The organism is Amycolatopsis thailandensis, from assembly GCF_042723255.1.
Taxonomy (GTDB): domain Bacteria; phylum Actinomycetota; class Actinomycetes; order Mycobacteriales; family Pseudonocardiaceae; genus Amycolatopsis; species Amycolatopsis thailandensis.
This window is the reverse complement of the sequence record NZ_JBHXJK010000099.1, coordinates 1-11,750: the sequence shown is the minus strand read 5'-3', so window position 1 is coordinate 11,750 and position 11,750 is coordinate 1. Positions and strand designations below refer to the sequence as shown.

The 11,750-nt window shown below is 69.7% G+C and carries 13 protein-coding genes; 3 read left to right on the top strand and 10 right to left on the bottom strand.

Annotated features, from left to right (window positions below):
• Positions 1-189 precede the first annotated feature (189 nt).
• From mraZ to ACFWMR_RS30780, 10 genes are all read right to left on the bottom strand, one after another.
• A complete protein-coding gene (mraZ, locus tag ACFWMR_RS30825) occupies positions 190-621 on the bottom strand; it encodes a division/cell wall cluster transcriptional repressor MraZ (RefSeq protein WP_005156436.1) in 432 nt (143 codons plus the stop codon).
• Between the two features lie 480 nt (positions 622-1,101).
• Entirely contained in the window at positions 1,102-1,584 is a 483-nt protein-coding gene (locus ACFWMR_RS30820; protein ID WP_378380917.1) for a hypothetical protein, read from the bottom strand.
• 89 nt (positions 1,585-1,673) lie between these two features.
• Positions 1,674-2,198, bottom strand: a complete 525-nt coding sequence (locus tag ACFWMR_RS30815) for a hypothetical protein (protein ID WP_378380916.1) — start codon at positions 2,196-2,198, stop codon at positions 1,674-1,676.
• 40 nt (positions 2,199-2,238) lie between these two features.
• Positions 2,239-3,375 carry a WXG100 family type VII secretion target gene (locus tag ACFWMR_RS30810; RefSeq protein WP_378380915.1) on the bottom strand — a complete coding sequence of 379 codons (1,137 nt, stop codon included), beginning with the start codon at positions 3,373-3,375 and terminating at the stop codon, positions 2,239-2,241.
• Positions 3,372-3,695, bottom strand: coding sequence for a type VII secretion target (locus ACFWMR_RS30805; RefSeq protein ID WP_005156432.1), 324 nt, complete (start codon positions 3,693-3,695; stop codon positions 3,372-3,374). Before ACFWMR_RS30805 ends, ACFWMR_RS30810 begins: the two co-directional genes overlap by 4 nt.
• Complete coding sequence (locus ACFWMR_RS30800) at positions 3,692-4,219, bottom strand: YbaB/EbfC family nucleoid-associated protein (RefSeq protein WP_093939296.1); 528 nt, start codon at positions 4,217-4,219, stop codon at positions 3,692-3,694. Before ACFWMR_RS30800 ends, ACFWMR_RS30805 begins: the two co-directional genes overlap by 4 nt.
• A 45-nt stretch (positions 4,220-4,264) precedes the next feature.
• Positions 4,265-5,017 carry an ESX secretion-associated protein EspG gene (locus tag ACFWMR_RS30795; protein ID WP_093939295.1) on the bottom strand — a complete coding sequence of 251 codons (753 nt, stop codon included), beginning with the start codon at positions 5,015-5,017 and terminating at the stop codon, positions 4,265-4,267.
• Complete coding sequence (locus ACFWMR_RS30790; RefSeq protein ID WP_093939294.1) at positions 5,014-5,592, bottom strand: PE-PGRS family protein; 579 nt, start codon at positions 5,590-5,592, stop codon at positions 5,014-5,016. Before ACFWMR_RS30790 ends, ACFWMR_RS30795 begins: the two co-directional genes overlap by 4 nt.
• An 11-nt stretch (positions 5,593-5,603) precedes the next feature.
• Positions 5,604-6,149, bottom strand: coding sequence for a DUF3558 family protein (locus ACFWMR_RS30785; RefSeq protein WP_378380914.1), 546 nt, complete (start codon positions 6,147-6,149; stop codon positions 5,604-5,606).
• A 4-nt stretch (positions 6,150-6,153) separates the two neighbouring features.
• Positions 6,154-6,507 (bottom strand): hypothetical protein, encoded by a 354-nt coding sequence (locus tag ACFWMR_RS30780; RefSeq protein WP_093939292.1) that lies wholly within the window; start codon positions 6,505-6,507, stop codon positions 6,154-6,156.
• 274 nt (positions 6,508-6,781) lie between these two features.
• Here ACFWMR_RS30780 and ACFWMR_RS30775 point away from each other — a divergent pair, with 274 nt between their 5' ends.
• From ACFWMR_RS30775 to ACFWMR_RS30765, 3 genes are read left to right on the top strand one after another with little or no spacing between them, the layout of a single operon-like run.
• Positions 6,782-7,861, top strand: coding sequence for an AAA family ATPase (locus tag ACFWMR_RS30775; RefSeq protein WP_378380913.1), 1,080 nt, complete (start codon positions 6,782-6,784; stop codon positions 7,859-7,861).
• A 19-nt stretch (positions 7,862-7,880) separates the two neighbouring features.
• Positions 7,881-9,155 carry a DUF58 domain-containing protein gene (locus ACFWMR_RS30770; RefSeq protein WP_378380912.1) on the top strand — a complete coding sequence of 425 codons (1,275 nt, stop codon included), beginning with the start codon at positions 7,881-7,883 and terminating at the stop codon, positions 9,153-9,155.
• The gene (locus ACFWMR_RS30765) at positions 9,152-11,677 is read left to right on the top strand and encodes a transglutaminase family protein (protein ID WP_378380911.1); all 2,526 of its coding nucleotides are present in this window, start codon (positions 9,152-9,154) and stop codon (positions 11,675-11,677) included. Before ACFWMR_RS30770 ends, ACFWMR_RS30765 begins: the two co-directional genes overlap by 4 nt.
• Positions 11,678-11,750: the final 73 nt, after the last annotated feature.

Here is an 11,750-nt window from a genome sequence, read left to right as displayed (position 1 = left end):
CTGTAGTGCCGGGGAAGATGCCGGATGCCGTCAGGTCCCTGTCCGCCCGCCTGCTGACCTGGTACCGGGGAAGGTGTACCAGGGCCACTGAGCGGACAGAGGCCTCACGGCATCCGTGTGGGCGGTTCCCGGCGTGCCCGAAGCGTGAACCCGCGCCCCCCGACGGCGTGGGTGCTTCCTCGGCCACGTCTAGAAGACGCCCGGCAGAACTTCCTCTCGAGCCTTCGCGTAGCTGTCCTCGTGTTCGTCCAGGTAGCCCTGCCACGCTTGGGCGTCCCAGATCTCCAGCCTGGTGATCGCCCCGATCACCACGCACTCCTTGTTCAACCCGGCATAGCGTCGGAGCTCGGACGCGATCGCGATACGTCCTTGCCCGTCCGGGCGTTGTTCGTCCGTCCCGGCGAAGAGATAACGCTGATAGGCCCGGACCGCCTCGTTCGTGAACGGGGCGTCGGCGACCTTCCTCGCCATCTGCTCGAACTCGGCCCGGGGAAAGACGAAGAGACAGTGATCCTGTCCCTTGGTGACCATCAGCCCACCGGCGAGCGCGTCGCGGAACTTCGCGGGCAGCGTGAGCCGCCCCTTGTCATCCAGTTTCGGGGTGTGGGTGCCGAGGAACACCGGCTCCACCTCCCTACCGATCCTGGCTGCGAACAACCAAGGTCGGCCACGGGGCTCCCTTCTGCCCCACTGCGCACCACCGTACCCCACTTTTCACCACAGTCAACGCGGCAAAAGCCGCCACCACTCCGTCGTGTCAGACGTTTCCGCTGGTCAGCCAAGTGGGGCCAGGTGGGGGTGTGGTGGGGGACGGTGGCCAAGATCCCCCTCTGCGGGTATCGAAGCAACCTCACCCATGCCTGATGCGTCCGGATATCGGCAGCCGGAACCCTGCCAGGGGGCGGAGTGGGGGTGAAAGTGGGGAATCCGGTGGGGAACGGTGGGGGCATTGTGGAGCGTCGCCCGCGACGGATTCCGTACCAGAAGGGACTTCCCAGCGAGCCTCGTGAGTGGTAATGGCGGTTCTGACCGTCCTCTTCACTCACGAGCCCGGCGTCGTCGGTTCATCCCAGGAATCCCCGGCCGTCCTAATCGGACACCTCAGCGCTTGCGCTTGTGGCGTCCGTTCATCCCGGACGTGGCGCGACGGCTGACGCCACGCCAGTCCTTGGGCTTCTCCTTCGGTTCCGGCAGGAGCCGGTCGAGACGACCACCCACCCAGAACCCGGCGAGCCAACCAGGGATCACGCTCACGAAGACGAGAAGGATCCACCAGCCGTCGGCGACCGGCCACGAGGGCCGGTCGACCGGGACCACGGAAGATCCGCCCCGCGAACTGTTCTTCTTCCGGTACTTGAACTCTTCGACAGCCACGCTGCCGCTCAGAGCGGAGACCGAGGTGACGATCGTGCTGGAGACCTGTTCTTCACCAGGGGAAACGTTGTCCCACCGGACTTCCGCCTCGCACGAGTACGTCATCCAGGTGTGGACCGCGCTCCTCCCGCACTGCCCGACCTGCGCGGTACCGGTCCTGACAAGCGTTCCCCACGGCTCGAAACCGACCACCCACTGCAAAGAGAACATCAGCCACAGTGTGAGAAGGACGCCGAGTGCGCCCATCACGCCCGGAGGCCACCACCGCGTGCGGCGGGCCCTGTCACCTTGTCCGGTCATCAGCGGCGTCCGCGCTTGCGGCGTCCGTTCATCCCGGACGTGGCGCGACGGCTGACGCCGCGCCAGTCCTTGGGCTTCTCCTCCGGTTCCGGCAGGAGCCGGTCGATGCCCTTGCCCGCGAACCACCCGACGACATAACTCGGGATCAGGCTCACGACGGTGAAGAAGAACCACCACCCGAACGAAAACAACGGCCGCGGCCGGTCGACGGGAACGATGCTGTACTGAAGTGCCCCGTAACGGCCCGCCGACTGATAGGACACCACGTTCACTTCGCCTGACAGGTCCGAAGCCGAGCCGATCACCGAGGTCGTCACCAGCGGCCTGTCCAACGCCTTCCGATCCCACCGCACTTCGGCCTGGCAAACGTGGATCATCCAGAACCGCGCCGGGCTGCGGTGGCACTCCTGAATGCGCGCCACCCCGAATCGGTCCACTTTCCCCTGGTCACTGATCCCCAGCGAAACTCCCAGCGAGAACATGAACCAGGCGCCCACCACGACGAAGACGACGCCCGTGATCATTTTCAACCCGGATCGGCCTCGACGCTTCCGGCCGGGCAGGTCAGTCATCGTCGTCGAGTGAGCCGCTGATCCGGCCGCTGTTGGGCGGCGTGACGCGGCCGCGTTCGGCTGAGCCGCCCTCGTACTGACTGCGGTCTCCGGCGACAGCCTTGCCCGTTTCCTTCCCGATCTTCAGCACGGTGCTGTCGGCGATCTTCCCCGGGACGGAGTTCTCCATTCGGTCCATCCCGCCACGCACGTGTTTGAGCACACGCTCGGCGCCGGTCGCGTCGGAGTCCAGGGCCTTCTTCGCGAGCTTGAGGTTGTCGGCCTTGAAGGAGTCCAAGGTCTTGTCGCTCGCCTTGATCGCCTTGTTCGCCTCGCGCCCCAACTCGGAAGACTTCCGCCCCAGCGCCCGCGCGGCCTCTCGGGCGCGCTCGCTCGACCCTTCGAACCGCTTCACGAACTTCTGGATCGCGCTCAGCAGTTTGCCGAGCTTCTTCTGGATCTTCGCCATGACCTTGACCGCGTCGGCGAAGATGCTCGCCGTGAACGCGGCGACCGAACCGCCGAGCGTGAACCACGACGAAGCGAGTGCCAGGAGGGCACGAGTGATCACGTCGCTGATGAAGCTCGCGATGATGTCGAAGATCAGCGCCCGTGCGGTGGCCACCACCATCCCACCGGTGGTGATCCACTGAGCCGAGTCTTTCGCTTCGGCGGCGACGTCACGCAAAGACTGTGTGTATTGAAGCGCGACACGGCGATAGGCGATCGCCGCGTCACCGTCCCAGCCGGATGTCGTGCTCAGGGAACTTTCGTAGTCCCGGGCAACGGCTTCGAGTTCGGCCGCGATGTTGTTCCAGGTCTGGGCCGCCTGCTGGACCAGATCCGGATCGCCGGTGAGGATCTCCAGTGGTTCGCGGATGAAGTCGAGGTTCTCCATCAGCCAGCCGACCCCGGCCTTCACCAGCTCGCCGAGCGGGTTCAGGACCATCGACAGTGCGTCCAGCCCGACGGAAACGCCGTCCATCGCGAGCGCGAACCCGTCGATGTCTTCGCCGGGCTTGGGCTTCAAGGTGCCGGCCAGGCCTTCGAGACTGTCCGCGAGGCCTGCTCCCTTGAAGTTCTTGTCCTCGTCCTTCTTCTGTGCGACCAGGTTCTGTTCGCTCGGCCGTGCGACCGGTCCTTCGCTCACAGCTTCTTCCCCAGGTCCCGGCTGAGCTGCGCCGCGTCGTCGTCGATCTTCGTGTAGTCCGTGGCCGCCTTCTTCAGCGCGTCGGACAACGCGTCGCCGAGGTTCGCCGCGCTGGTCATCAGCTCGTCCGCGTCGCCCTGGGCGATCTGCAGAACGCCGCCGACGGGCACCGCGCACAGCAGGCCGTAGCCCGCGAAGCCGCCCATGCCGACCTGGTTCGCCGCCGAGGCCGCGCCGCGGATGCGTTCGGCAAGGTCGGCGACCTGGTCCGCGTGTGCCTTCAGCCGTTCCGGCGAGACGCCGTATCCCGGCCCGCTCACGAGCGGCCGGTCCAGTCGACGTTCTGGAAGTCCTCGCCGTCGTCCTCACCGGACGCGGGACGGGAAGGCCGGCGCTTCGGCGGTTCGGGGGCAGGCTCCGTCTCCTCGACGACGAAGCGCGCGGAGTCCGGTTCCGGAGTGGTGGCCTGGGGCTCTTCCCGCGGCGGCAGCGTGCTCTTGATGAAGTCGACCGCGTCGGAGTCCTCACCGGTCAGCCCGGCCATGATCTCCAGGGTCCGGTCCGCAGCCCTGGTCGTCGCCTTGCGGTAGGTGCTCATGATCAGCGACGCGAGCTGGGCCGGCGGCCGTTCCTGCGCCTGCGGCGACAGCGCGAGCGACATCAGGCCACCGCCGGGATTGACCGTCACGGTGACCAGCCGGTCCGGGCTGCTCAAGGTGACGACGTTGTTCTCCAGCTCGGTCTTCGCCTGTTCCGCCTTGGCGAGCAACGCCGCGCTGCGCTGTTCCTGTTCGCGCATCCACTCCTGCGGATCACGCACCTGGCCACCGAACGGCACGGACATTCTCCGACCCCTCCCTCCCCGAGGACCCCTCGGGCTTCTCACAACCTAGCGGTCCGGGTCCAGCAGCGAGGCCAATCGCGCGGCCAGCCGTGGACCGTCCACAGGGGACACGTTCACCCACGCCTGCCCACCGCGGCCCTCGGTCCGTGCCGCGCAGTAAGCGCCGACGTCGGTGTCGAACCAGGTCAGTCCGCCCGCCCGGTGCGCCCGGCCGTCGCGGTCGCGGGTCCGCACGGTGAACTGGCCCGCGCTGTACACCGGCCGGGCCTGGATCGCGAGCACCTCGCGCAACTGGCTGTCCGAAGCCGACGACCGTCCGCCGTCGCCGAACACCGGATCTTCCAGGTCACCGCCGAACCGCGCGGCGGGCAGGCTGATCCCGTAGCCGGGGCCGGGCCGAAGCTCCGGGAGGACGTCGACGATCGCGCCGAACACCTCGCCGTCGCCGATCCCGGACAACGCGATGGTCTGTTCGGGCTGGGTGGCCAGCACGCCGTGCCGCCCGCGCGCGGCCGCGACCGCGCGGAACGGCGCTTCGGCCGTCATATCGGCCAGCGCCTCGCATTCGACGTAGACCTCGGCTCGCGCGAGCAGGTCCAGCCGTGCTTCCAGGGCGGCGTCGAGCCGGTCCCCGTCATAGAGGCCTCGTTCGGCGAGATTCTCGTAGACCGCGCCGCGGATCTCAGCGCGTTCGGATTCCGTGGTGCCGACGCTGCGGACGGACAGCGGCCAAGGCGGGGCCGCGTGCCCCAGGTCGGACCAGAGGACGTCGAACGCCGACGCGGAAACGCGGATCAAGACCGCCCCAGCTCGGGCGGCTTCCCGAAGGAGATCCGCGGGGTCAGCGAATGCAGCGAGGCGTCGCGGGTGTTCATCACGTCGACGGCCTTGCGGCGGGCGGCCTCGGCCTCCGCGTGCTTGGCCTCCATCTCGTCGGCGAGCGCGGCGAGAAGCGCCAGGTTCCCGCCGGCGGCGGCACCGCGGATCATCGCGCCGGGGTCGTAGTCCACCGGCGGCGGCATGTCGGCGCGGGCCCGCGCGGCGGCCTCGGCCTGCCCGGAAACCGCCTGCCCGAGCGCCGACGAGAGATCGGCGGACCAGGTCAGCCAGCCCGACGCCGTGGTGAGCACACCGCGGAGCGCGTCGCCCGCTTCCCCGCGCCAGGTCTCCTGGCTGCTGCCGACCAGCCCGGCCAGGTCGGACGTCGCGTCGTGCATACGCCGCGCGAGCGCGTCCCAGGCGGCACCGATGCCACCTGCCGCCTCGGGGTCGTTGCCCGCTTCGACCTCGGCGGCCAGCGCCTCGTGGCTGTAGGCCTCGTACCGCGTGGCCGCGACCGGGACCTCGCGGCCCGGGGTCTCTCCTTCAGGCAAGGCAGTTCTCCCTACGGAAGTTTGGGTTCGGCCAGTCCCGCCACCTTCACCGCGCGCTCGCAGGCGAGCGGGGTGTCGGTGAAGTTCGTGTTGCTCACGTCGATCTGGACGCTCGCCTTCTCCCCCAGGCCGAGCAGGACCGCGCAGGTCCCGTCGGCGGCCTTCTTGTCGGCGACCTTGAGCGCTTGCCGGTCACCGACCTTGGTCTTCGTGGCGGTCTTGCGCGCGATCTCGAGGTCCGCCAGCCCGTTCCGCTCGTCCACGGTGATGGTGACGCCGAAGGTCGCGGGCACCGTCCAGTCGCAGGCGCGGGCGCCGTTGATCTCCTTCGGCACGCCGGGCACGTTCAACCCGGCCGTCGACCGGTCCTTCGGGTCGAGCAGCGTGCACGGATCCACGTGACCGTCCGGCGCGGGCGCCGAGGACGAGGGAGCCGGGCCGGCACCGTCGTCGGCGGCCGGAATGCGCGCCTGGCCTGCGGCCCCTTGCCCGCAAGCGGACACTGTAAGGACGGAGAGCGCGCCGAAGAGGGCGAAGAGAGGGAAGCGGGAGCGCATGGGGTCAGCCGCCGACACAGTCCACGTCCGCCGCCGCCTGTTCATCCTGTCGGGTGTAGCGGGCCAGCGCCTTCTCGATCCGGTTCTTGAGCGCCTCGAGTTCCTTGCCGAACGCGGTGAGCGCCTCGACCGCGGAGCCGTCGGCACCGATCCCGTACTGCGCCATGAACTTGCCGACCTCGTCCGCGTATCCCCCGCCGAGGGGAACCGTGCGGCCGAGCACCTTGGCCTCCCGGACCATCTGGCCGACCACGTCTTGCAGGGCGGAGATCTTCACGTGGGCATCCGCCGCCAGCTCCGGGGCGACCGCGAACCCGCTCAAATCGAACCGGGGTTTGGCGGTTCTCACGTCGCTCATGTGCGATTACGCCTCTCCGTAGTCGGACGACCTCGCAACGGAGCATACGACAAAACCCGGTGTCAGCGGGAGCACCTGAAAACACGCTCAACTCACCCGATCGAGGTAAGGTCTCCGGTTGCACAGAGTCATCGACTGGGGTTGGCGGGGTTCCCCCCAAGAGTTCGCCCGAGTTTGACACACTTCGTGGGAGGCTGACCGCTGCCCGGGGGACCTGAATCAGGTCCGGCAGCAGACCCAGCGGACATCCAGCCACGCGGCATCAGGAGGTCGAGTGACGTCGAGAATCCAGTCTGCGACGCCCGGCGAACAGCAGGGCGAGCAGGCAACCGGGCAAGCGCCGTATAACACGGCCGCGGGCTCGGTCAGCGGACCGCAGAACGGCCGTGACGGCCGTGCGTCGCTGGACGAACTGCACGAGACGGCGCGGCGGATCGCCGCCAACGTCGAGCGGGTACTGGTCGGCAAACCCGACGTCATCCGCATCGCTCTCGTGACCCTCCTCGCCGAAGGCCACCTCCTCGTCGAAGACGTCCCCGGGGTCGGCAAGACCTCGCTGGCCAAGGCGCTGGCCCGCTCGATCGACTGCACCGTCAGCCGGATCCAGTTCACCCCCGACCTGTTGCCCAGCGACGTCACCGGGGTGTCCATCTACAACCGGCAGAGCGGCGAGTTCGAGTTCCGGCCCGGCCCGGTGTTCGCGAACATCGTGGTCAGCGACGAGATCAACCGCGCCTCGCCGAAGACGCAGTCCGCGCTGCTCGAATGCATGGAAGAGCACCAGGTCACCGTCGACACCTCGACCTACCATCTCGAAGAGCCGTTCATGGTGATCGCCACCCAGAACCCGATCGAGATGGAGGGCACCTACGCGCTGCCCGAGGCCCAGCGCGACCGGTTCACCGCGCGGGTGTCCATCGGCTACCCCGACCAGCAGGCCGAACTGGCCATGGTCGACGAGCACGCCGGGCACAACCCGCTGGCCGACCTCGAACCCGTCTCCGACCGCGAGTCGGTGCAGCGGCTGATCGAGACGGTCCGGTCGGTGCACATCTCGCCGGAGGTCCGCCGGTACGCCGTCGAGCTGGTCTCCGCGACCCGGCAGGCGCCGGAGATCCGGCTCGGTGCCTCGCCCCGGGCGACGTTGCAGCTGGTCCGCGCCGCCCGTGCGCAGGCCGCGCTTTCCGGCCGCGAGTTCGTCGTCCCGGACGACCTGCACACGGTCGCGATCCCGGTGCTGGCACACCGCATGGTGCTCACCACCGAGGCGCACGCCGCCCGCCGGTCGGCCACCGACGTGGTCCGCGCGATCCTGCACCGCGTTCCCGTTCCGCAGGGCTCGAACCACCGCTGAGTAAAGGAATACGGGGCCCATGCTGCGTGCTCTGTCCGGCCTGACCACACGCGGCCGCTGCCTCCTCGCCGCCGGCGTAGCCGCGGCGGCTTGCTCGTTCGTGCTCAACGAACGGGATCTGCTGCGCGTCGCGGTGTTCGTCGTCGCCCTGCCGCTGCTGGTCGCCTTCTTCATCTCGGCGACCCGGCTGAAGCTGGGCGCGGCGCGCGCGCTGCGCCCGGACCGGGTCTCGGTGGGCTCGCCCGGCGAGGTCCAGCTGGAACTCTGGCGGAACGGCAGGCTTCCCGCGGGTGAGGTGCTGCTCGAAGACGGCGTGCCCTACGCGCTGGGTTCGCGGCCGCGGTTCGTCGTCGAACGGCTGCCGCACGACCGGCGGGTCGCGCTGCGGTACCCGCTTCAGCCGGTGCTGCGCGGGATCCAGCAGGTCGGCCCGCTGCGGGCGACGATCACCGACCCGTTCGGGCTGTGCGAGTTCGAACGCGAGCTGATCGGGCATTCGCGGCTGGTCGTGGTGCCGAAGGTGGCAGGCCTGTGGGGCCTGCCCAGCGGTGCCGGGATCGGCGCCGGTGACGACGGCAGCATCCGCCTGCACGCCGGGCAGGGCGAGTCGGACGTGATCGTCCGGCAATACCGACAGGGCGACGACCTGCGGAAGGTCCACTGGCGCTCGACCGCCCGCCGCGACGAGATCATGGTCCGCGTCGAGGAAAGGCCCTGGCGTGGCGGCACCACCGTGCTGCTCGACCACCGCGCGGCCGCGCACCACGGCACCGGCCCCGCCGCGAGCCTCGAATGGGCGGTCTCGTTCGCCGCTTCCGTCTCGCTGCACCTGCGCCGCTCCGGTCACCGCGTCCGGTTGATCACCGAACACGGCCAGACCCTGGCCGACACCCCCGGCGAGGGTGGCGAGCACTACGACAACGTCGTGCTCGACGTCCTCGCCGCGCTCCAGCCCGCGCACCAGCGCGACATCACCCTCGGCCACGACCCGGCCGAAGGTCAGGAACTCATCGCGGTGCTCGGCACCGTCAGCAACGAATCCGTGCACGAGCTGTCCCGCTACCGCCCGCGCGGGATCCGGAGTCTCGCCGTGCTGCTCGACACCCCCGGCTGGTCCTCCGGCGTCAACCGGCCCGAAACCCGGGCCGCCGCCACCGAAGAGTCGGTGGCGCTGCTGCGCGCCGCGGGCTGGGGCGTCGTCGTCGCCGGCCCCGGTTCGCCCATGCCGCAGGTGTGGGCCGAGCTCTGCCAGACCGCCACCCGCCGGGGCACGCTGATCGGAGGCGGCCTGTGACCGCGACCGCGCCACCTCGGCCGCACACCCCCAAACCGCGTCCCGCGGCACCGCCACCGGTCTGGACGAGCAGTGTGCTCGCGCCGATCGCCGCCGGGCTCGCCACGCTGTTCGCCTCCACCTCGCTCACCGGCGTCGTCTCGGGCTGGGCTTGGTTCGGCTACCTGCTGGTCGCCGTCGTGCTGATCGCCTCCACCGGACTCGCCCTGCGCTCGCTGCGCGCGCCGACCATCGTCGTCGGCCTCGCGCAGCTGCTGGTGCTGCTGTTCCTGATCACCGGGGCGTTCACCACCAGCGGGATCCTGAAGATCATCCCCGGGCCGGACGCGCTCGAAGAACTGCGCGGCGTGCTCTCCGCCGCGGCCGAACAGATCCGTGTCGGGCTGCCCCCGATCGAGGGCACCCCGCCGATCCTGTGCCTGATCACCATCGCGATCGGCCTGGTCGCGGTACTGGTCGACACCCTGGCCGTGGCCGCCTCCGCGCCGGCCGCGACCGGTCTGGTGCTGCTGTGCGTCTACGCCGTACCCGCCGCGCTGGCCGAAGAAATGCTGCCGTGGTGGACGTTCCTGCTCGGCGCGGCCGCGTTCGCCGGGCTGCTCGCCGTCGACGGCAACCATCGGCATCGCCGCTGGCGCAACCGGGAAGCACCAGGACTGGGCAATTCGGCGAGCACGCTGTCCGCTCCGGTCGGCGTGGTGGCCGCCGCGATCGCGATGGGCCTGGTGCTGGGCACGGCCGTCACCGGTGTCGGCACGGTCGGCAGGCTCCCCGGCGCCGAGGGAGGCGGCCGCGGCGGGGCGGGCGGCTTCGGTGTCGAGCCGTTCACGCAGCTGCGCGGCCTGCTCGACCAGGGTGAGAACGTCGAACTGTTCAAGGTCTACGGGATGGGCGCGGACAAGAAGCTGCTGCGCGCGTTCACCCTCGACACCTACACGCCGAACAAGGGCTGGGGTCTGGCGCAGAACGGCCGCGCCCAGCAGGGGGTGCAGGCCAACCAGCCGCTCCCGCCGGTCAAGGGCGACGACGGGTCCGGACCCGCACGCGAGATCCGGATCGAACCGACGAACTGGGTCGACAACTGGCTGCCGATCTACGGTGTGCCGCGGACGCTCACCGGGCTGGCCGACAACTGGCTGTACGACCCCGTCGGCGGCGCCGTGTTCACCACGACCAAGCAGAACGCGCCCGCCTACACCGAGACCGCGGCGATCAAGGAACCGTCGAAGGACGAACTCCGCCGGGACGACGCCCAACTGGCCGAGGTGCCGCCGCAGTTCGTCCAGGTCGATCGCGTCGACCCCAGGGTGGCCGCGAAGGCCAGGCAGCTGACGGAGAACGAGTCCAACAACTTCGACAAGGCCCAGGCGATCTGGTCGTTCTTCACCGCGCAGAACGGCTTCGTCTACGACACCAAGACCGCCGAGGCCACCGACTCCGACGCGCTCGCCGACTTCATCCTCAACGGCAAGCGCGGGTTCTGCGAGCAGTACGCGTCCGCGATGGCCGTGATGCTGCGGTCGGCCGGTATCCCGTCCCGCGTCGCCATCGGTTTCACCTCGGGGACGCCGAAGGGCGATCACCTCTCGATCAGCTCCGAGGACGCGCACGCGTGGGTCGAGGTCTACTTCCAGACGAAGGGCTGGGTCAGCTTCGACCCGACCCCGCTGCTCGACGGCCGCGCGGTCGTCCCGCCGTACCTGCAGACCAACCCCTCCAGCACCTCGGCCAACGACACGCAGGAAGTGCCGAGCGCACCGAAGCCGAGCGTCCCCGCGACCGGCACGCCCCGCGACCCGGGCGCGGACCCCAACGCCGACGGCGGCGCGAACCAGCAGGAGGAAGAGCCGCTGTGGCCCGCGATCCTCGCCGGGATCCTCGGTGGGCTGGCGGCCGCGCTGACCGTGGTCACGATCGTGCGGTCGCATCTGAGATACCGGGCGCTGATGCGCTCGGCGCCGTCACGCTCCCCGGAGGCGCCCGCCCCGGTGCGGGAGGACGGCGGGTTCCTGGACAACGAGAACGTGACGAACTGGCTGCCGCTGATCGTGATCGGGCTGTGGGTGACGGCGTTCGCGTTCCTGGCGGCTTGGGTGTCGTGGTGGTTCGCGCTGGCCCTGGTGGTCGTCCTCGGCGGGTTGGGCACACCGACGGCGATCCGGGAGATCAAGCGACGGCTGCGGTTGCAGAAGATCGCGTCCCACTCCCCCGCCGCGGCCGACGCGGCCTGGCGCGAACTGCTGGACGAGTGCGCAGACCGCGGCCTGCCGCTCTCCGGCGGTGACACGGTGCGCGTGGCGGGCCGGAAGGTCGTCGAGAAGCACCGCCTCGACGAGGAGGGCCGTTCCGGGCTGCGGACGGTCATCGGTGTCGTGGAGAAGTCCTGGTACTCGGACAAGCCGGTGGACGACCAGGCCCTGGGCCCGGCGTTCGACGAGGTCCGCAAGAGCCTGAAGCGGAACGCGCCCATGTCGTGGAAGGGCCGCCTGTTCCCGCGGTCGCTGAGGCGACGGGACAAGTAGGCCGGGCTTGCTTGCGGTACCTCGCGACAGAGGTGTCGTGATGCCCCCGATGTGGCGTTGGGGACGTTGAGCG